This is a genomic window from Thiosulfatihalobacter marinus (genome assembly GCF_016019955.1).
Taxonomy (GTDB): domain Bacteria; phylum Pseudomonadota; class Alphaproteobacteria; order Rhodobacterales; family Rhodobacteraceae; genus Shimia; species Shimia marinus_A.
On sequence record NZ_JAECRZ010000001.1, the window covers coordinates 178936 to 197243 of the forward strand.

Annotated in this window: 21 protein-coding genes; 14 read left to right on the plus strand and 7 right to left on the minus strand. The window is 65.2% G+C overall.

Annotation, left to right across the window (positions count from 1 at the left end; genetic code table 11):
- The first annotated feature begins 76 nt into the window (after positions 1-76).
- Positions 77-1177, plus strand: coding sequence for an ABC transporter ATP-binding protein (locus tag I3253_RS00825; protein ID WP_332255658.1), 1101 nt, complete (start codon positions 77-79; stop codon positions 1175-1177).
- Positions 1178-1324: 147 nt separating this feature from the next.
- Here I3253_RS00825 and I3253_RS00830 read toward each other — a convergent pair whose 3' ends face one another.
- Complete coding sequence (locus tag I3253_RS00830; protein WP_197915724.1) at positions 1325-1999, minus strand: helix-turn-helix transcriptional regulator; 675 nt, start codon at positions 1997-1999, stop codon at positions 1325-1327.
- A 179-nt stretch (positions 2000-2178) separates the two neighbouring features.
- Between I3253_RS00830 and I3253_RS00835 the strand changes: the two genes are divergently transcribed.
- From I3253_RS00835 to I3253_RS00850, 4 genes are all read left to right on the plus strand, one after another.
- On the plus strand, positions 2179-2400 hold the full coding sequence (locus I3253_RS00835; protein WP_197915725.1) for a twin-arginine translocase TatA/TatE family subunit: 222 nt from the start codon (positions 2179-2181) through the stop codon (positions 2398-2400).
- 18 nt (positions 2401-2418) lie between these two features.
- Positions 2419-2892 (plus strand): Sec-independent protein translocase protein TatB, encoded by a 474-nt coding sequence (tatB, locus tag I3253_RS00840; protein WP_197915726.1) that lies wholly within the window; start codon positions 2419-2421, stop codon positions 2890-2892.
- A complete protein-coding gene (gene tatC / locus I3253_RS00845; RefSeq protein ID WP_197915727.1) occupies positions 2889-3860 on the plus strand; it encodes a twin-arginine translocase subunit TatC in 972 nt (323 codons plus the stop codon). Before tatB ends, tatC begins: the two co-directional genes overlap by 4 nt.
- A gap of 143 nt (positions 3861-4003) precedes the next feature.
- Positions 4004-4849: an ATP-binding protein gene (locus tag I3253_RS00850; protein ID WP_197915728.1), complete on the plus strand. Its 846-nt coding sequence runs from the start codon at positions 4004-4006 to the stop codon at positions 4847-4849.
- A gap of 43 nt (positions 4850-4892) precedes the next feature.
- On the opposite strand, the gene I3253_RS00855 is transcribed toward I3253_RS00850, so the two are convergent.
- The 5 genes from I3253_RS00855 to I3253_RS00875 all read right to left on the minus strand — a co-directional run bounded on the left by I3253_RS00855 (position 4893) and on the right by I3253_RS00875 (position 9549).
- Positions 4893-6107 (minus strand): M23 family metallopeptidase, encoded by a 1215-nt coding sequence (locus tag I3253_RS00855; RefSeq protein WP_197915729.1) that lies wholly within the window; start codon positions 6105-6107, stop codon positions 4893-4895.
- Between the two features lie 123 nt (positions 6108-6230).
- Entirely contained in the window at positions 6231-6887 is a 657-nt protein-coding gene (locus tag I3253_RS00860) for a protein-L-isoaspartate(D-aspartate) O-methyltransferase (protein WP_197915730.1), read from the minus strand.
- A complete protein-coding gene (gene surE / locus I3253_RS00865) occupies positions 6884-7666 on the minus strand; it encodes a 5'/3'-nucleotidase SurE (protein WP_197915731.1) in 783 nt (260 codons plus the stop codon). Before surE ends, I3253_RS00860 begins: the two co-directional genes overlap by 4 nt.
- 66 nt (positions 7667-7732) lie before the next feature.
- Positions 7733-8377 carry an SDR family NAD(P)-dependent oxidoreductase gene (locus I3253_RS00870; protein WP_197915732.1) on the minus strand — a complete coding sequence of 215 codons (645 nt, stop codon included), beginning with the start codon at positions 8375-8377 and terminating at the stop codon, positions 7733-7735.
- Between the two features lie 107 nt (positions 8378-8484).
- Positions 8485-9549, minus strand: a complete 1065-nt coding sequence (locus I3253_RS00875; protein ID WP_197915733.1) for a YeeE/YedE family protein — start codon at positions 9547-9549, stop codon at positions 8485-8487.
- 128 nt (positions 9550-9677) lie between these two features.
- Between I3253_RS00875 and I3253_RS00880 the strand changes: the two genes are divergently transcribed.
- The 4 genes from I3253_RS00880 to I3253_RS00895 all read left to right on the plus strand — a co-directional run bounded on the left by I3253_RS00880 (position 9678) and on the right by I3253_RS00895 (position 13799).
- Positions 9678-10910: an MFS transporter gene (locus I3253_RS00880; protein WP_197915734.1), complete on the plus strand. Its 1233-nt coding sequence runs from the start codon at positions 9678-9680 to the stop codon at positions 10908-10910.
- Between the two features lie 3 nt (positions 10911-10913).
- A complete protein-coding gene (locus I3253_RS00885; protein ID WP_197915735.1) occupies positions 10914-12248 on the plus strand; it encodes an MATE family efflux transporter in 1335 nt (444 codons plus the stop codon).
- A gap of 84 nt (positions 12249-12332) precedes the next feature.
- The gene (locus tag I3253_RS00890; RefSeq protein ID WP_197915736.1) at positions 12333-13202 is read left to right on the plus strand and encodes a 50S ribosomal protein L11 methyltransferase; all 870 of its coding nucleotides are present in this window, start codon (positions 12333-12335) and stop codon (positions 13200-13202) included.
- A 252-nt stretch (positions 13203-13454) separates the two neighbouring features.
- A complete protein-coding gene (locus tag I3253_RS00895) occupies positions 13455-13799 on the plus strand; it encodes a hypothetical protein (RefSeq protein WP_197915737.1) in 345 nt (114 codons plus the stop codon).
- Between the two features lie 175 nt (positions 13800-13974).
- Here I3253_RS00895 and I3253_RS00900 read toward each other — a convergent pair whose 3' ends face one another.
- Positions 13975-14163 carry a DUF1127 domain-containing protein gene (locus I3253_RS00900; protein ID WP_197915738.1) on the minus strand — a complete coding sequence of 63 codons (189 nt, stop codon included), beginning with the start codon at positions 14161-14163 and terminating at the stop codon, positions 13975-13977.
- 336 nt (positions 14164-14499) lie between these two features.
- Here I3253_RS00900 and ruvC point away from each other — a divergent pair, with 336 nt between their 5' ends.
- The 5 genes from ruvC (at position 14500) to I3253_RS00925 (ending at position 18278) form a co-directional block, all read left to right on the plus strand.
- Complete coding sequence (gene ruvC, locus I3253_RS00905) at positions 14500-15006, plus strand: crossover junction endodeoxyribonuclease RuvC (RefSeq protein WP_197915739.1); 507 nt, start codon at positions 14500-14502, stop codon at positions 15004-15006.
- A complete protein-coding gene (ruvA, locus tag I3253_RS00910; protein ID WP_197915740.1) occupies positions 15003-15731 on the plus strand; it encodes a Holliday junction branch migration protein RuvA in 729 nt (242 codons plus the stop codon). Before ruvC ends, ruvA begins: the two co-directional genes overlap by 4 nt.
- 3 nt (positions 15732-15734) lie before the next feature.
- Entirely contained in the window at positions 15735-16760 is a 1026-nt protein-coding gene (gene ruvB / locus I3253_RS00915; protein ID WP_197915741.1) for a Holliday junction branch migration DNA helicase RuvB, read from the plus strand.
- A gap of 279 nt (positions 16761-17039) precedes the next feature.
- Positions 17040-17678: a hypothetical protein gene (locus I3253_RS00920; RefSeq protein WP_197915742.1), complete on the plus strand. Its 639-nt coding sequence runs from the start codon at positions 17040-17042 to the stop codon at positions 17676-17678.
- Complete coding sequence (locus I3253_RS00925; protein WP_197915743.1) at positions 17679-18278, plus strand: methyltransferase domain-containing protein; 600 nt, start codon at positions 17679-17681, stop codon at positions 18276-18278.
- Positions 18279-18308 lie beyond the last annotated feature (30 nt).

Below are 18308 nucleotides of genomic sequence, written 5' to 3' on the forward strand. Positions count from 1 at the left end.
GGTTGAAGCGGGGCAGGGGGGCTGATAGAGATCGGCGAAACCCGATGATTTCCCTCGGGGATTGCAAGAGGCCCACGTGCAGTCGCAGCCAGAACAGACCCCACCACCCCGGCTGGAAGTGCGCCACCTGCGTCGCGCCTTTGGCGATCGGCAGGTGGTGGATGACGTGTCGTTGAAGATCATGCCGGGCAAGGTATTGTGCCTGTTGGGGCCGTCGGGCTGTGGCAAGTCAACGACCCTGCGGATGATCGCCGGGGTCGACATGCAGGACAGTGGCGAGATCTATGTGGATGGCAATCTGGTTTGCGACACCGTGTTCCGCATTCCGCCCGAGAGGCGCCAGATTGGCCTTATGTTTCAAGACTTTGCGCTTTTTCCGCATCTGAGTGTGGCGGATAATGTCGCCTTTGGCCTCAAGGGCGGGCGCGCCGAAAAGCGGGCGCGGGTCGAGGCCTTGCTGGCCAGGGTCAACCTGGGCTGGGCCATTGACAAGTTTCCGCATGTGCTTTCGGGGGGTGAACAGCAGCGGATCGCCCTGGCCCGCGCGCTGGCACCGCGCCCCCGGATCATGCTGATGGACGAACCGTTTTCCGGTTTGGACAATCGCTTGCGCGACGAGATCCGCGACCAGACATTAAGCCTTTTGAAAGAAGAAGACACGGCGGTGATGCTGGTGACGCACGAGCCGGAAGAGGCGATGCGCATGGCCGACGAGATCGCGCTGATGCGGCAGGGCAAGATCGTGCAACAGGGCGCACCATACAATATCTACAACGCACCGGTTGATCGCGAAGCAGTTGCTTTTTTCAGCGATATCAACGTGATACGAGGGACAAGCAAGGGCGCGCTGACCGATACGCCCTTTGGTCAGTTCCTGACGCCGGGGCTGGCGGATGGGGCCAGGGTGGATATCGTGATCCGCCCCCAACACCTGAAGCTGGATTTCGATCGCGATGGCAAGGGACCGCTGCCCACCGCCAGCGACGGGGTGGCGGCGCGCGGCGTGGTGAATCGGGCGCGGTTCATGGGCAATGAAAGCCTTGTGGAATTCCGGATGGACTACGACGGAAGCGAATTGAAAGTGACCGTGCCCAACGTGTTCCTGCCCGCCAAAGGCACACCGCTGTGGCTGACGATCCGGCGGGATCGGTGCTTTGTGTTTCCGTCCAGGGGCTGAGGGCCGTCCCAAGCCGGTCAGTTTCGCGATTCGATGGTTAACGGCGTTGTTTTGCTGGGATTTGCAGTTCGGCGCCACGTCGGTATTGCGTCGGTATGGCGTCGGCATCAGGGGGCGGCGCCGCCGGTGTTAACCCGGCGTACGCGGTTAACGGCGGGAAACCGTTCCTGACGCGTCGTAATCCTGCAACCGCTTGCCCGGTTCGTCGACAAACAGGCCGGGCAGGATGGCGACGCTGTCGATCCGGTCCAGCCGGAGGGTTTCGAAGGCGTCGGCGGTTTCGTTCCAGACCACGCATGTCCAGACCCGGCCCCAATAGTCGAGTTTGAGCGGGCGTGTATCGATCCGGTGTCCGTCCGAAAGGGTCAGACGCAGTTTCTGGCGGGCGCGGATTGCGGTGCGCAGCGGCGCGAGATGGCGAAAGCCCTGTGCGGCGTCGGCAAAGGGGTAGACGGCAAAGCCGAAGCTTTTGGGGGGGGCGCGGCTGTCTTCGGGCAGCACCGCATCGATCTTGGCCGAGAGGGTTTCGGCGGCAGCGTGCAGTTCGCCTTCCATGCTGGAGCCAACCACCGCCAACCCGATATGCAGCGCCTCAAGTTCGGATTCCGTGAGGTTCAGCGGCGGCAGTGTGATCGCGGCGCGCGCGGTATAGCCCAGCCCGCGTTCGCCCTCGACCGGGATGCCGGAGGCCGCGAGCGTATCCATGTCGCGGTAGATCGTGCGCATGGACACGCCCAGCCGCGCGGCCATGTCCTGGGCACGGTGCAGCCGGCCATCCTTGAGGATATCGATCAGGGCATAAAGCCGGTCTGCACGTTTCATCCGAGAGGGCCTTAACTGACAAAAAACTGGCAACTGACAGGATAATGGCAAAACAAGTGACAAAACACCCCCAAAACGCCGCGCGGGCGATAGGTTTGGCGCTTTTCGCGGCTCTGGCAACGCGCTAGGACAGGGGCGTCATGTACCGGGCGGGGGCGCCCGTCGAGAGGAGAACCATCATGGGTATTGGAAATATTGGTCTGCCGGGCCTTCTGTTGATCGCGATCGTGGTGCTGGTGCTGTTTGGCCGGGGCAAGATCTCGGGGCTGATGGGCGAGGTGGGCAAGGGCATCACGTCGTTCAAGCGGGGCATCAACGAGGGTCAGAAGGAGCTGGAGCAGGAAGAAGCTGCCGACGCGGCCAAGGATGTGACGCCCGAAGACGAAAAAGACAAAGTCTGAGCCGGGGTTTGACATCCCATGTTTGATCTGGGTTTCGCAGAGCTTCTGGTGATCGGCATCGTCGCGCTGATCGTGGTGGGCCCCAAGGATTTGCCCGTGCTGTTCCGGCAAGTGGGCAAGTTTGTCGGCCGGGCCAAGGCGATGGCGCGCGAGTTTTCAAGCGCGATGAACGATGCCGCCGACCAGGCCGGGGTCAAGGACGTGGCCGACAGTCTGAAATCGGCCACGGACGGGTTGAACAAGATGTCCAACCCGATGAAGGCGGCCAGCGATGCGGTCAAGGACTCGGCCAGCTCGTTCACCAAGCTGGACCTGGATCCGGACAGCGAAACCGGCAAGTTGTCGCAGGAGCGCGCCGACGCGGCCAAGAAGATCCGCGAGGCCACGGCCCGCAAGGCGCTGGAGAGAAAAGCCGCAGAGGAGGCCGCCGCCGCCGAGGCCGCCGCGGCGCAAGGCGCGCCGGCTGACACGTTGCCCGAGGACAAGGCATGACCACCAATACCGACGAGATCGAGGACAGCTCTGCCCCGTTGATCGAGCATCTGGCCGAACTGCGCACGCGGCTGATCCGGTCCGTGATCGCTTTGCTGATCGGCGTCAGCGTGATGTTCATTCCGATCGGTGGCGATTTCATCGCGGTGCATATCCTGAATTTCCTGCTGACGCCGATCGAGGCGTCATTGCGGGCGCTGGGGGATCCGTCGCCGACGCTGCAATACACATCGCCGCAGGAATATCTGTTCACGCTGTTCCGCATTTCGCTGGTCTTCGGCTTTGCGCTGGCCTTTCCGGTGATCGCCTTTCAGATGTGGCGGTTCGTGGCGCCGGGGCTGTACCGGAACGAAAAGGGGGCCTTGCTGCCGTTCATGATCGCGTCGCCGTTCATGTTCCTGCTGGGCGCGTCCTTTGCGCATTTCGTGGTGACACCGCTGGCGATGTCGTTCTTTCTGGGCTTTGCCGATGTCAGTTCGATCTTTGCCAACCTGCTGTCAGGGGCCGCGCCGGAAATGCCGGGCGATGCCGTGATGGTTCCCGAAACCCAGGACGGGATCAAGGTGACGTTCTTTGGGAAGGTCAACGAAAGCCTTGATATCACGCTGAAATTCATCATTGCCTTTGGGTTGTGTTTTCAGCTTCCGGTATTGTTGACCTTGATGGGCAAGGCCGGGCTGGTCAGCGCCGAGGGGCTGGGCCGGGTGCGAAAATACGCCATGGTCGGCATCCTTGTGCTGGCGGCGCTGGTGACGCCGCCGGATGTGGTGACACAGCTGATCCTGTTCACGGTGGTCTATGGGCTGTACGAGGTGTCGATTTTCCTGGTCAGGCGGGTTGAGAAGGCCCGCAAGGAAAAGCTGAAGGCTGAAGGGGTGTGGTTCGAGGATGACGAGGAAGCGTTCGACGATCCGTTGATGGATGAGTTCGACGCGGACGAGGACGACGACGCCGCCGGCAAGGCCTGAGGCGGGTCGGGACCGGTCCGAAGGAAACGGTCCGAAGGAAACGGGGCGCGCCGGTTGGGCGCGCCCTTTTTGATGGCGCGCCGGCCCCTTGCCCGCGGACGCGGAACATGGTTTCTGGGCGGCGCGATCAAGAGGGGGCCAGGATGGACAACGACACGCTGAACCGCATTGCCGGGGCATTGGAACGGATGGCGCCCGCGCCGCTGGCCGCGCCGGATTTCGGGGCCGCGCATGGGTTTGTGTGGCATGTGGAGCCGGACCGGCTGGAGCCGGTGGCGCGCATCAACCGGGTGGCGCTGGAGCTGTTGGTCGGGGTCGACCGGTCGCGCGATACGCTGCTGGAGAACACGGTGCAGTTCGCGCGCGGGCTGCCCGCCAACAACGCGCTGTTGTGGGGCGCGCGCGGGATGGGCAAATCCTCGTTGGTGAAGGCGGTCCATGCCGAGGTGCTGGCGCGGGGGCTGGATCTCAAGATCGTGGAATTGCAGCGCGAGGACCTGCCCAGCGTATCGCGGCTCTTGAACCTGCTGCGCGGGCGCGGCGAGCGGTTTCTGCTGTTTTGCGACGACCTGTCGTTTTCCCATGACGACCAGCATTACAAGAGCCTGAAGGCGGTGCTGGATGGCGGGATCGAGGGGCGGCCCGACAATGTGGTGTTCTATGCCACGTCGAACCGGCGCCACCTGATGCCGCGCGACATGATCGAGAACGAGCGCTCCAGCGCGATCAGCCCGTCCGAGGCGGTGGAGGAAAAAGTGTCCCTGTCCGACAGGTTCGGTCTGTGGCTGGGATTTCATCCGTGCGGTCAGGATGCGTATCTGGAGATGATCCGGGGCTATTGCGCGGCGTATGGGGTGGAGATCGACGACGACACGCTGTGGGCCGAGGCGATCGAGTGGCAGGCGACGCGCGGATCCCGTTCGGGCCGGGTGGCGTGGCAGTATTTCACCGACCTGGCCGGGCGGCGGGGCGTGGTGATCGACGCATAGAGATGCCCGCTCCGGGGCGGCGGGCCGGACGCGCCCGGACGCGTCAGTTCAGGTACGGCATCGGGTCGATGCTGTCGAAGCCCTTGCGCAGTTCGAAATGCACGAAGCTGCTTTTGGCGGGCACGACGGCGATTTTCTGGTCCCGCTTGACGCTGTCGCCCTTGGCGACCGAAATGTCGGCGACGTTGAAATAGACCGTCATCAGATTGTCGGGGTGGCGGATGACGACAATCAGGTTCTCGTCGGAATCCCTGGTGATCGCGGCAACCTCGCCATCGGCGGCCGCCATGACCGGTTTGCCGGTCTCGCCGGCAATGTCGATGCCGTTGTTCTTGCCCTTGGAATAGGGGACAATGATCTTGCCATCCACCGGATAGCTCATCCGGGAGGTCGTGGTTTGCGACTTGCCCAGATCGGGCGAGGCCGGTTTTGCCACCGGGGTTGCGGTATCGTCCGCGGGCAGCGGTTTGGAGGCGCTGGGTGGGGTCGGCGTGGGCGAGCCCTGGCCCGGCTTGGGCGTGGCAGAGACAGCGGCGGTGGTGGTTGCGGCCGTCGCCGTTGTGGATGTCCTTTTGGCGGCAGGATCGACTGGCGGGATCAGCAGGATCTGGTTCTCGCGGATGGTGAAATCGCTGTCCAGCCCGTTCCATTCGGCCAGCGCCCGCACCGAAACATCATAGAGCCGTGAAATGGTAAAGGCGGTTTCGCCGCGCTTGACCTTGTGGCGGATCGGCTCATAGCCGGTCTGGGGCGTGTCCCTGGCGGCGGGTTCGGGCGCGGGGGCCAGCCTTTCGGTGGCCACGTCCGGCCTGGACTTGTCGATTGCGCTGCCGGCCAGGGCGGCGATGTCGACATTGCTGTCAGGGGGGCGAACGACACCGCTGCCGCCGGTGGCCCCGGAAGGTTCGGCCACCTTGTAGGGCAGGGCGACAATCTCGCCCTGGCGCAGTTTGGCTTCGGGCTGGATGCCATTGTACCTGGCCAGTTCGCCCGTGGGTATGCCGACACGCGCGGACACATCGGCCAGCGTGTCGTCCCGCCGGGCCACGGCCACCTGGTAGCCGGGATAGGAGATGATGCCGCGATTGTCCGGCTGGGGGCGTTTGGCGGTGGCGGATTTGGCGGCGGTGGTAGTGTCCAGCCCGGCGCCCAGCCCGCTGCGCAGGTCCAGATCGAACCCGTCGGCGCAAGCCGCCACAAAGGCGAGCGACAGGCCCGCCATTGTCATCCGTGCGGTACGTGCAGGAAATACTGCCATCTCGATGTCCTCACATGCGGCCCTTTTAGGAATGGTCTTGCGCCGGGGCCAGTTCTGTCACTCGTCAATATCCGGATGCGCGGGTTTGTGCCCAAAACCAAGGGGAAAACCGGCCCGGAATGCTCAATTTTCGCGCGCGATGCCTTCGATCAGGGGCACAAAGCGCACCGGGCGCATTTCGTCATAGTCGAACCCGGTTTCCGTCCGCCGCACGCGGATCAGGCTTTGCACCGCATCCGACTGGCCCACGGGCAGCACCATGATACCCCCGATCTTGAGCTGGGCCAAGAGCGGGCCGGGCGGGTCTTCGGCGGCGGCGGTCACGATGATGCGGTCAAAGGGGGCCTGGTCGGGCAGGCCGAAGCTGCCATCCGAAGTGAAGGCGGTGATGTTGACGAGGTCCAGCGCCTCGAATATCTCGCGCGCCTCGCGCACCAGGCGCTTGTGCCGGTCGACGGTATAGACCCGGCGGGCCAGCAGCGACAGGATCGCGGCCTGGTAGCCCGAGCCGGTGCCCACTTCGAGCACCTTGTCGCGCGGGCTGACTTGCAGCGCCTGGGTCATCAGGCCGACAACCGAGGGTTGTGAGATGGTCTGACCGCAGGCGATGGGCAGCGGCGTGTCCTCGTAGGCGCGTTCGGAAAACAGACCCCGCACGAACCGGCCCCGGTCGATACGTTCCATGGCCGTCAGCACCGCCGGATCGGTGACGCCGCGCGAGCGCAGCGCGAAGAGGAACTGCATCTTGCGTTCGGCGGCGCTGGTGTCGGGGTCGCTCATTCGATGTCTTTCAGCGCGGCCAGCGCGTCATGGGCGGTGAGGTCGGCGCGCATGGGCGTGACCGAGATGTAGCCGTCAAGATTGGCCGCCGCATCGCTGCCCGGTTCTGTCGGGGCCTGCTGATTGCCGCCGCGCGCCCACAAAAACCGCCGCCCCGAGGGGGAGGCGTGCGGTTCGACGGAAAAGCAGGTGCCCTGGCGCATCCCTTGCGGTGCGGCCCGGATGCCGCGTACGTCATCGGCCATGACGGGCGGGAAATTGATGTTGTAGAACAGCCGGTATGCGCCGGGGTCGGCGGGCGCCGCCGCCAGCACCTTGCGTACCACATCGGCGCCGTATTGCGCCGCGGCATCGAACGGGTCTTCGGCGGTGGCATTCGCGGGGCCGAGATATTGCGACAGCGCCATGGCCGGGATGCCCTGGAGCGCGCCTTCCATGGCGCCGCCCAGCGTGCCGGAATAGAGTGCGTTTTCGGCCGAGTTGTTGCCCCGGTTCACACCCGACAGGATCAGGTCTGGCGGGGTGCCCTTCATCACGTCATGCACCCCGGCGAGCACACAATCGGCCGGGCTGCCCTCGGCGGCAAAGCGGCGGTCGCCCATTCGGGCGATCATCGTGGGGTGGGTGTAGCTGATGCAGTGGGCGACGCCGGATTGTTCGAAGGCGGGCGCCACTGTCCAGACTTCGCCATCCGGTCCGGCCACCTCGGCGGCGATCCTGGCCAGCACCGCGAGGCCCGGGGCATTGATGCCGTCGTCATTGGTGATCAGAATGCGCATGGCCTGCCCCGCTTGTCGCCTTTGCCCTGTCTAGTGGAGCCTGTGACGGGGAGCAAGTGGGGCGGTTCAGAGCATGGCCAGAAGGCGGGCGGCCTCGTCCAGCGGGCTGGTCAGCGCATCGCGGTCCTGGCCGGGATAGAAGCGGGCGCGCAGGCCGGTGGGCATCGGTTGCGGCGCGAGGATCGACACGCGTGGCCCGATCCGGGCATTTTCGGCCTGCCAGTTGCGCACAAGGGCGATCTGGCCGGTCTTGGTGGCGCCGTAGGAGCCGAAGAACTTTTCCCCGATATGGGTGTCTTCGAAGAACACGGCGTGCCCGTCGTCGCCCAGCAGGGGGGTGAGGAAAGGGACCAGGCGGCCGGTGGCTTCGAGGTTGATGCGCACGGATTTGTCCCAGTCTTTCGGGTCGATATGTCCGGCGGGGGTGAGCGGGGCGCCGTGGATGGCGGTGTGCAGCCACAGATCGACCTTGCCCCAGCGGTCATGGATCGAGCGGCAGAGCTGGGCCATGGCATCGACATTGGTGATGTCCATCGGCGCCAGCGTGGCCTTGCCGCCCCTGGCCTGGATGCGGTCATCCAGTTCTTCCAGCGCGCCGGTGGTGCGGGCGACGGCAACGATGTGGTACTCTGGCGCGAGGGCTTCGGCCAATGCGGCGCCCAGGCCGCGCGATGCGCCGGTGATCAGCGCGATTTTCTCGGTGGTGCTCATGGGGTGTCATGTGCGGTCTTTGGCGGGCTAGGTCAAGGGGGGCGCTGCCCCCATCGCCGCAAAGCGGCGATTCCCCCGGAGTATTTCGGGCAAAATGAAGACGGGGGTCAGGCCGGGGCGGGCGCATTGCCGCGTTGATCGACGAGGAAATCCGTGGCGATGGCGCCCAGCCACATGGCAAGCAGCGCGAGCCAGGCGGTGGCGACGAAGATCGATCCGCCGGTGACGCCGTTGCCGATGGCGCAGCCGCCCGCGAGCATGGCGCCGAATCCCATCAGGACGGCGCCGAGGATGGCGCGGCGCATATTGGCTTCGTCCTCAAAGCCCTGAAACCGGAACTGTCCGGCCAACAGGGCCGAGAGGAAGGCGCCCAGCACCACCCCGGGCACGAGGCCGATATCGAATTCCAGCACCGCGTTGCGATCCAGGAAAAACATCAGCGTGCGGGCCGAGGGGCCGGAGAAGGTGGCGCTTTCGATCTGGACCGGATCGAAGGCGACCTGGGCCAGGCCAAAGGTGAGCACCCAGCCCAGTGCGACGGCGAAGCCGACGCCGGAGGCAAAGATCAGCCGTGCCGCGCCGATGCGGTTGTGCCGCGCGATCGTCAGCGCCACGAGCGCCATGGCCGCGCCCAAGGACAGGCCGGACAATTCGGGCAGGCCCAGCGCGGCGATCAGATCGACATTGCGCCCGCCCGAGGTGATCCACAGCCCGGCAAGCCGGTCGCGCAGGGGCGACAGCAGGCCGGAGAGGCTCATCTGGGCGACGACCGCGAAGATCAGGCCGGACACGACCGAGCGCAGGTTGCCGGTGGCCGCCAGCACGAGCAGCCGTCCCGAGCATCCGCGCGCGAGCACCATGCCGACGCCGAAGATCAGCCCGCCCAGGATCGCGCCTGACCAGCTTCCGGGGACGGCCATCATGCGGGCATCGGCGGCGCGCATCAGCCCAAGCGCCTGTGCGCCCTGCACCCAGACTATGGCGGTGGAGAGGGTCAGCAGCCACACCGCGACATTGTCGCCCAGCCGCCGGCGGGCGAATTCCACCGTGGCCGCGCGCAGGCAGAAGCGCGAGCGTTGCGCGGCGACGCCGAAGACCAGCCCGGTCATCAGGCCGAGAACCGCCGCCGTGGGGGCTTCGCCAATGCTTTCGACAAGGGTCAGGATAGTCATGAGCAAACCTATATTGAAATGCGAATGTGTATATGTATTGAGTGCGGACACCGGATGTGCATTGATCCAGATCAGACCTGCATCAATTTGCACTCGCCTTTCGCCGTCCGGAGGCGTATTTGCACCGCATGTTAAGCAAAATGACTCTTGATGATGCGGCGCATCTGCCGGTGTGGCGGCGGCCGGTCACGCTGTTGCTGCTGATGGCGCTGGCGATGCCGATCGCGTTCAATACCTGGTCGGCGCTGCTCAACAATTTCGTGATCGAAGTGGCGCAGTTTGACGGGGCTGATATTGGCCTGCTGCACACGGTGCGCGAGATCCCGGGATTTCTGGCGGTCGGGGTGATTGCCGTGCTGTTGTTCATGCGCGAGCAGGTGCTGGGGCTGGTGGCGCTGATCCTGTTGGGGGTGGCAACGGCGGTGACGGCGTGGTTTCCGTCGCTGGCCGGGATTCTGACGATCACGATGTTGAGTTCGATCGGGTTTCATTACTATGAAACGGTGAACCAGTCATTGCAGTTGCAATGGCTGGACAAGGCGCGCGCGCCCAGGGTGCTGGGGTGGCTGCTGGCGGCGGGATCGGCGGCGACGCTGGTGGCCTATGGGGCCATCGTTCTGACCTGGGAGCGGTTCGGGCTGAGCTATAGTTTTGTTTACCTGCTGAGCGGCGGGCTGACCGCGCTGATTGCGATCTATTGCATGCTGGTCTTTCCGCAATTCGAGAGCCGCACGCCGCAGCTGCGCAAGATGGTGCTGAAGCGGCGCTATTGGCTGTATTACGCGTTGCAGTTCATGGCCGGGGCGCGGCGGCAGATCTTTGTGGTGTTTGCCGGGTTCATGATGGTGGAGCGGTTTGGGTTCCAGGTGCATGAGATCACGGCGCTGTATCTGATCAACCTGGTGATCAATATGGCGGCGGCACCGCTGTTCGGGGTGGCGGTTGCGCGGTTTGGCGAGCGGCGCACGCTGATGTTCGAATATGCCGGGCTGACGATTGTATTCCTGGCCTATGGCGGTATCTATTTCTTTGGCTGGGGCGTGGTGCTGGCGGCGGTGCTGTATGTGGTGGACCATATTCTGTTCGCGCTGGCGCTGGCGCTGAAGACCTATTTTCAGAAGATCGCCGATCCCGAGGATATCGCGCCCACCGCGGCGGTGGCCTTTACCATCAATCATATCGCGGCTGTATTCCTGCCGGTCCTGCTGGGCCTGATGTGGCTGTTGTCGCCGGGGGCGGTGTTTGCGCTGGCGGCGGCCATGGCGGCGGTGTCGCTGGCGCTGGCCACGCTGATCCCGCGCCACCCGGAAAAGGGCAACGAAACGCGGTTGGCGCGCCCTGTGCCGGCCCGGGCGGCATAACGCATGGCCCAGCGGCGTGCGCGGTTCCTGGAAGGATCGACCATGGGGCATGTGGTGCGCATGACCCTGACCGGGGCGGCGGGCATCACCTTTGTTTTCCTGGTCGATCTGGCCAACCTGTTCTGGATCGCCTGGCTGGGGGATCAGCGGCTGGTGGCGGCGATCGGTTTTGCCTTTGCCATTCAGTTCTTTGCGGTGTCGATCGGCGTGGGGTTGATGATCGCGGGCACGGCGGTGGTGTCGCGCCGGATCGGCATGGGGGATTTCGAGCGCGCCCGGCACGAGGCAAGTTCGGCGCTGATCCTCACGGCGCTGGTGCAGGGGGGGGTGGCGCTGGGCGTGGTGACGTTGCGCGAGCCGATGCTGCGGCTGGCCGGGGCCGAGGGGGACACGCTGGCGTTGGCGTCGCGCTATATCCTGATTTCGATGCCGTCGCTGTTCATCATGGCGTTCGGGCTGGCCGGGCAGGCCAGTTTGCGGGCCGAGGGCGACGGGCGGCGGTCGATGTATGTCACGCTGACCAGTGGCACGGTGGCGATGATTGTCGATCCGTTCCTGATCCTTGGGCTTGGGCTGGGGCTGGACGGGGCGGCGCTGGGCGTGATCCTGTCGCGGTTCGTGATGGCGGGCATGGCGCTGCGCTTTGCGATCGGGGTGCATGACCTGTTCGCGCGCCCGGCGCTGTGGGCGGTGCGGCGCTGTATCGGGCCGTTTGCGCGGGTGGCGCTGCCGGCGATCCTGACCCAGATGGCAACGCCGTTTGGCAATTACCTGCTGACCGGGGTTATCGCCGGGTTCGGCGACAATGCGGTGGCGGCCTGGGCGGTGGTGAACCGGCTGACGGTGGTGGCCTTTGGCGGCATCTTTTCGCTGTCGGGCGCGATTGGCGGCATATTTGGCCAGAACTACGGGGCGGAACTTTTTGACCGGTTGCGGCAGACATTCCGCGACGCGCTGGTGTTTTGCACGGGGTATACGCTGTTGGCCTGGGCGCTGTTGGCGGGGACGGCGCAATATGTGATTGCGGGGTTCGGGCTGATCGGGGACGGGGTGTTGGTGTACGAGGCCTTTGCCTATGTGGGGGCGGGGGCATTTGTGTTCATCGGGGCGTTGTTTGTATCGAACGCGACTTTCAACAACCTGGACAGGCCGGCCCGGTCGACGGCGCTGAACTGGATGCGGGACGGGGTGTTGATCCTGCCGGTGGCCTGGTGGATGGCGGCGCTGTTCCAGGCGCCGGGCGTGATTTACGCGCAATCCGGAGTGGGCGGCGCGGTGGGCGTGCTGGCGGCGCTGTGGAGTTGGCGGTTCCTGCGCGGGATCGGGCCGCGCGCCTGAGGGGCGCGTGCGTCGGCAAATCGGCTGGCTTGACCTTGGGCGCCGGGGCGACTAGGCCCGCAGCACCCTTCTGGAGATCACATCATGCCGACATTCACCGCCTTCACCACCCTGGAAACCAAGGCCCGGGCCGGGGCGCTTGGCGACGCGATGGAGCGGTTGCGCCCGGAGCCTACCGGCGTGGGCGTGTTCGAGATCGAGGACGGTTCGGGCCTGTGGGAAGTGGGCGGCTATTTCACCGAGAGCCCGGACGAGGCCGGGCTGGCGGTGTTGGCGGCGGCGTTCGGCGCCAGGCCCTTTGCGGTCAGCGAATTGCCGGAAACCGACTGGGTGGCCAAGGTAAGGCGCGAATTGGCGCCGGTGGTGGCCGGGCGGTTCTTTGTCCATGGCAGCCATGATGCGGACAAGGTGCCCGCGACCGCCGAGCCGTTGTTGATCGAGGCGGCGATGGCGTTTGGCACCGGGCATCACGGCACCACGCTGGGCTGTCTGAGCGCGCTGGACCGGCTGGCAAGCGGGGGGTTTGTCGGGCGCAACGTGGCCGATATCGGCTGTGGCACCGCCGTTCTGGCGATGGGCGCGGCGCGGATCTGGCCGGGCACTGTTCTGGCCAGCGATATCGACGAGGTGGCGGTGGACGTGGCCGAGGCCAATGTAAAGGCCAACGGGCTGGAGGGGCGGGTGATCTGCCTTGAGGCGGCGGGGTTCGGACATCCCGATCTGGCGGCCAGGGCACCCTATGACCTGGTGTTTGCAAATATCCTGAAAGCGCCGCTGGTGGACCTGGCCCCGGACATGGGCGCCAGTATTGCGCCGGGGGGCCATGCGATCCTGTCCGGTATCCTGAATGAACAGGCCGACGAGGTGGTCGCGGCCTATGACGCCGCCGGGTTCGATATCCATACGCGAGAAGAGATCGGCGAGTGGACGACGCTGACTCTGACCCGGCGCTGAGGCTGGCGAACCGGGGTCGAATCGGGCGGTTCGGAGGCCGCCCTTCTGGGGGGCCATTTATGTGGCGCCGTTCCAGTTTCCTGAACAATATGAACAGCATGTGCGCATTGTTTCCAGGGAGACGGATCAAATCGGGCAGGTCTGCCCCATTTGTCCAAAATTCGCCGCATTTCCCCGGTTGCGCCACATTTTCGCCACATTTGAAATCCACTTTGGCCATGTTTGGTGGGGGCCGAACATGAGTATGTTGCCATGAGTGAATCGCAAGCCGAATTTCACGACCGCCTGGCCAAAATCTATCGCAAAGAGGCCAGGGGACGTAGATCCCGCCAAAGGGTTGTCATCAATCGGGACGGATATGTCATCGTGCGTGGTGCCGGGCGCCGGCGCGGGATCCCGTGGACCGGTCTGGTAATGCTGGCCGTCGCGTTTTTTGGCCTGAAGGGCGCGATCATCGCCCAGTTTGGCCCCGATTTCTATTCGCAGCGCGTGGCGCGGCTGGACGGCGGCAATGTCGTCGAGAAGGCCGCCGCCTGGACCATGCAGCCCGACCCGGTATCGCGTTGGGTGTCGGTGCAGATCAAGACGCTGAAATAATTCGCTGACCCTCCAATTCAGCTCTGGTCAAAGGCCCTGCGTTTCTCTCCGCAGGGCCTTTGGTCCGTTATGTGGTTGGATGCTGCCAAATGGGCAAGGAAAAACCGCGCATCCGGGGGATGCGCGGTCTACCGACCCAAAGGTCTGAAAACCGTGTCATGGCGCGGCAGGCGCTTTAGATGAAGCTTTCGATGTCGCCGCGCGACAGGCCGATATCGTCCAGTTCGCGATCCGAAAGGCCGCGCAGCGCATTGCGTGTCATGCGGCGGTCGTTCCAGCTTGTGAACGTGGCCAGCAGGGCGGCAAAGGTCTGACCGAAGCGGCCGGAAAAGGTGGGGGCATAGACGGAGTCGTAAGAGGCCATGTCAGTCTTCCTTCTGTTTGGTTGTGGATGATGGTCCGTTTTCGTCTGGCGGCACCTAAGAGCGCCCGGGACAGAAGACAAGCGCCAAAAATGGCATAGGTGGCATGCGTTTTCTGCATTCCTTGGACCCGGTGGAAACGCCAATGAAACAAGGGCTGAAAGCGACGTTTGGCGTGTCGTTTTCCGACCGTTCCTGCGGACGGTTGGGTGGCGGGTGTCGTGTCCGTGAGTTGCGATGCCGCGAATGGGCATCGGTGTATTCCGCTTGGTCTTTGTTCCCGTTTCGTGCTAGTGCTACAAAAAAGCAACAAATAACGGGCGGCAGCGGCGACAAAGATGCGGGTTTTGGGAATTGACCCCGGTTTGCGAAACATGGGGTGGGGCGTGATCGATGCTCAGGGCAGCCGACTCAGCCATGTTGCGAACGGAATCTGCCATTCGGTCGGGCAGGATCTGGCGGCACGGCTGTTGTCGCTGCACGAACAGTTGAGCGCAGTCGTGGCGCGGTTTGGCCCCGACGAGGCGGCGATCGAGCAGACATTCGTGAACAAAGACGGCGCTGGCACGCTGAAGCTGGGCCAGGCGCGCGGGATCGCGTTGCTGGTGCCTGCGCAGGCCGGGTTGCCGGTGGGGGAATATGCCCCCAACAAGGTCAAGAAGACGATTGTGGGCGCGGGCCATGCCGAGAAACAGCAGGTGGAATACATGGTAAAGCTGCAATTGCCGGGGGTCGTGATCCATGGTGCGGATGCGGCGGATGCGCTGGCCATAGCCATGTGCCACGCCCATTACGCGCGGGCCGGGGCCGGTTACGCGGCGGCGGTGCGGAGGGCGCGGGCATGATCGGCAAGCTGAGCGGGCGGATCGGATACCGGGCCAGCGATCACGTGCTGATCGAGGTCGGCGGCGTGGGCTATGTGGTGTATTGCTCGGACCGGACGCTGGCGGCGTTGCCGGGACCGGGGGAGGCGGCGGCGGTCTATACCGATCTTCTGGTGCGCGAGGATCTGTTGCAGTTGTTCGGGTTCTCGTCGCTGCTGGAAAAGGAATGGCACCGGTTGCTGATGAGCGTACAGGGGATCGGGGCGAAGGCGTCATTGGCAATCCTGGGCGCGTTGGGAGCGGACGGGGTGAGCCGGGCGGTGGCGCTGGGAGATGTGACGGCGATCAAGGCGGCCAAGGGCGTGGGGCCAAAGACGGCGCAGCGCGTGGTGATCGAGTTGAAGGACAAGGCGCCGGCGGTGATGGCGCTGGGGGCGAGTCTGGGCGAGACACTGGGCGGGACGCCGGGCGAGAAACCGGGCGAGGAGACAGTCGGCGGGGCGCCGGCGTTGGACGAGGCGCTGGTGGAGGTGGAACGCGCGCCGGCGCCGGGCCAGGTGGCGCCCGTGGCCAGCGGGGCCGGCGCGGCGCAGGTCCAGGCGGATGCGCTTTCGGCTCTGGGCAACCTGGGATATGCGCCTTCGGAGGCCGCGGGCGCGGTGGCGCAGGCGTCGGGAGAAGACCCGGCGGCGGATGTGGCCGGGCTGATCCGGGCGGCGCTCAAGCTGTTGGCACCGAAGGGATAATTCATGGAACAGCCGGACCCGACATTGCGCCCTGAGCCGCGCCCGGAGGATGCCGACCGCGCGCTGCGCCCGCAGACGCTGGACGCCTTCATCGGGCAGGCCGAGGCGCGGGCCAATCTGAAGGTGTTCATCGAGAGCGCGAAGCAGCGCGGCGAGGCGATGGACCACACGTTGTTTCATGGCCCGCCCGGATTGGGCAAGACCACGTTGGCGCAGATCATGGCGCGCGAGTTGGGGGTGAGTTTCCGCATGACCTCGGGGCCGGTTTTGGCCAAGGCGGGAGATCTGGCGGCGATCCTGACCAACCTGGAAGCGCGGGATGTGCTTTTTATTGATGAAATTCATAGGCTTAATCCGGCAGTTGAGGAGGTTCTCTATCCCGCGATGGAGGATTTCGAGCTGGATCTGGTGATTGGCGAGGGACCGGCCGCGCGTACGGTGCGCATTGAATTGCAGCCTTTCACGCTGGTGGGGGCGACAACGCGGCTGGGGCTGTTGACCACGCCGCTGCGCGACCGGTTCGGAATTCCGACGCGGTTGCAGTTTTACACCGAGGACGAATTGCATGAGATCGTCACGCGCAATGCCCGCAAGCTGAACGTGCCGGCCGCTGACGGGGGCGCGCGCGAGATTGCGCGGCGGTCGCGCGGAACGCCCCGGATTGCGGGCCGCCTGTTGCGGCGGGTGGTGGATTTCGCGCTGGTCGAGGGGGATGGCCGGATCTCGAAAACCCTTGCGGACGGGGCACTTACCCGGTTGGGGGTGGATCATCTGGGGCTGGATGGGGCGGATCGGCGCTATTTGCGCTTTATTGCCGAGAACTATGCCGGGGGGCCGGTGGGGATCGATACGATCAGCGCGGCGCTGAGCGAGGCGCGCGACGCGATCGAAGAGGTGATCGAGCCGTTCCTGCTGCAACAGGGATTGATCCAGCGCACGCCGCGCGGGCGGATGCTGGCGCAGAAGGCGTGGACGCATCTGGGGCTGGCGGCGCCGCAGGGGCGCGACCAGGGGCAGCTGTTTGAATAGGCCTGGCGGTGGGATGAGTATTTGGGGAACATTGAAAGGTTAACCGGATTTTGCCGGTGCGGGCGCGTTGCGCGGTTGGCGGGGGTGCGAATCGGGCTTTCCGGCCTTGGTTAACGGGGCAATCCGGGATCGGCGGAGCGTCGGCAACACGTCGGTATCGTGTCGGTATGGAGTGGCGGATCTGCGTGGTAAACGCGCCGTGCGTTGCGCGGGTGCTCTTGCGCGTGGCGCGGCGGGCGGGCATGAAGCGGCGGGTTTGGCTTTGCTGGAGGCGTGACGATGGCGCGACTGACACCGGAAGAGATTGAAGCACTGTTCCTGCGCGCGGACGGGCGGTACGGGTTTGCACGCTGGGGGCGGCCGATCGCGCCGGTGGTGTTCGGGGTGGAGGACGCGACCCTGGCTGTTGTGAAGGGGGCGCTGGAGGCGGTGTGCACCCTGGCCGGGCACCGGATGGCCGAGACCGACCCCGAGCTGGGCGCCAATCTGATGGTGTTTTTCTTTCGGGAATGGGAGGAGTTGCTGGAGGTGCCCGACCTTGGGCGGCTGATTCCGGAGCTTGACTCGCTGGTGGCGCGGTTGCGATTGGCGGAGGCCACGCAGTATCGGGCGTTCCGGTTTGACGGGGACGGGGCGATTCAGGCGGCGTTTGTGTTTGTGCGCATGACCGCAGAGATGGCGCGGCTTCCGGCGGAGACGCTGGCATTGGCCCAGGCGGTGCAGGTGATCGTGACCTGGGGGGAGCGGGCCTTTGCCGGGACTTCGCCGCTGGCGGTGTTGCCGGAGAGCGGCGCGACGGTGTTGCGCCCCGAGATTGCCGGGGTGATCGTTGCCGCCTATGATCGGATGATGCCGGTGGCGGCGCAGGATGCGAGCCACGCGCTGCGCCTGTATGCGCGGCTTCAGGGGGATGCGTGAATGAGCGGTGCGGCGGACCATTGGGACAAGGTTTATGCGGCCGGCCCGCGCGAGGGGCTGAGCTGGTACGAGCCGGATGGCGGGGTTTCGGCCCGGCTTATCGCGGAGCACGCCGCGCCCGGGGCGCCGGTTGTCATGGTGGGCGCGGGGCGAAGCCGGTTGCCGGGGGCATTGCGGACGTCCGGGTTTGGCGATGTGACCGCGCTGGATCTGTCGGACGCGGCGCTTGAGGCCCTGGCGGCGGAAGCTGCCTGGGTGCGCTGCATCCGCGCGGATGTGACCCGGTGGGTGCCGGAGCGCCGTTACGGTGTTTGGCAGGATCGGGCGGTGTTTCATTTCCTGACCACGCCGGAAGCGCAGGCGGCCTATCGCCGGGTGATGGTGCAGGCGCTGGCGCCGGGGGGGATTGCGGTGATCGGCACCTTTGACGAGGACGGGCCGGAGCGGTGCTCGGGATTGCCGGTGCAGCGTTGGAGCGGTGCCGGGCTGGAACAATGGGCCGGGGCGGACTTCGTGCCGCGCGCGCGGTTGCGGCAGGTGCATGTGACACCGCAGGGGCGCGAACAGCCGTTTGTTTTTGTGGTGTTAGAGCGGGTTTGACGCGGTGGTTGACGCGGTGGTTGAATTGCG

Excerpts from the sequence above, each read along its gene's own strand:
- I3253_RS00830 (WP_197915724.1), bottom strand. The coding sequence starts at position 1,999 with ATGAAACGTGCAGACCGGCTTTATGCCCTGATCGATATCCTCAAGGAT.
- I3253_RS00835 (WP_197915725.1), top strand. The coding sequence starts at position 2,179 with ATGGGTATTGGAAATATTGGTCTGCCGGGCCTTCTGTTGATCGCGATC.
- tatB (WP_197915726.1), top strand. The coding sequence starts at position 2,419 with ATGTTTGATCTGGGTTTCGCAGAGCTTCTGGTGATCGGCATCGTCGCG.
- tatC (WP_197915727.1), top strand. The coding sequence starts at position 2,889 with ATGACCACCAATACCGACGAGATCGAGGACAGCTCTGCCCCGTTGATC.
- I3253_RS00850 (WP_197915728.1), top strand. The coding sequence starts at position 4,004 with ATGGACAACGACACGCTGAACCGCATTGCCGGGGCATTGGAACGGATG.
- I3253_RS00855 (WP_197915729.1), bottom strand. The coding sequence starts at position 6,107 with ATGGCAGTATTTCCTGCACGTACCGCACGGATGACAATGGCGGGCCTG.
- I3253_RS00860 (WP_197915730.1), bottom strand. The coding sequence starts at position 6,887 with ATGAGCGACCCCGACACCAGCGCCGCCGAACGCAAGATGCAGTTCCTC.
- surE (WP_197915731.1), bottom strand. The coding sequence starts at position 7,666 with ATGCGCATTCTGATCACCAATGACGACGGCATCAATGCCCCGGGCCTC.
- I3253_RS00870 (WP_197915732.1), bottom strand. The coding sequence starts at position 8,377 with ATGAGCACCACCGAGAAAATCGCGCTGATCACCGGCGCATCGCGCGGC.
- I3253_RS00875 (WP_197915733.1), bottom strand. The coding sequence starts at position 9,549 with ATGACTATCCTGACCCTTGTCGAAAGCATTGGCGAAGCCCCCACGGCG.
- I3253_RS00880 (WP_197915734.1), top strand. The coding sequence starts at position 9,678 with ATGTTAAGCAAAATGACTCTTGATGATGCGGCGCATCTGCCGGTGTGG.
- I3253_RS00885 (WP_197915735.1), top strand. The coding sequence starts at position 10,914 with ATGGCCCAGCGGCGTGCGCGGTTCCTGGAAGGATCGACCATGGGGCAT.
- I3253_RS00890 (WP_197915736.1), top strand. The coding sequence starts at position 12,333 with ATGCCGACATTCACCGCCTTCACCACCCTGGAAACCAAGGCCCGGGCC.
- I3253_RS00895 (WP_197915737.1), top strand. The coding sequence starts at position 13,455 with ATGAGTGAATCGCAAGCCGAATTTCACGACCGCCTGGCCAAAATCTAT.
- I3253_RS00900 (WP_197915738.1), bottom strand. The coding sequence starts at position 14,163 with ATGGCCTCTTACGACTCCGTCTATGCCCCCACCTTTTCCGGCCGCTTC.
- ruvC (WP_197915739.1), top strand. The coding sequence starts at position 14,500 with ATGCGGGTTTTGGGAATTGACCCCGGTTTGCGAAACATGGGGTGGGGC.
- ruvA (WP_197915740.1), top strand. The coding sequence starts at position 15,003 with ATGATCGGCAAGCTGAGCGGGCGGATCGGATACCGGGCCAGCGATCAC.
- ruvB (WP_197915741.1), top strand. The coding sequence starts at position 15,735 with ATGGAACAGCCGGACCCGACATTGCGCCCTGAGCCGCGCCCGGAGGAT.
- I3253_RS00920 (WP_197915742.1), top strand. The coding sequence starts at position 17,040 with ATGGCGCGACTGACACCGGAAGAGATTGAAGCACTGTTCCTGCGCGCG.
- I3253_RS00925 (WP_197915743.1), top strand. The coding sequence starts at position 17,679 with ATGAGCGGTGCGGCGGACCATTGGGACAAGGTTTATGCGGCCGGCCCG.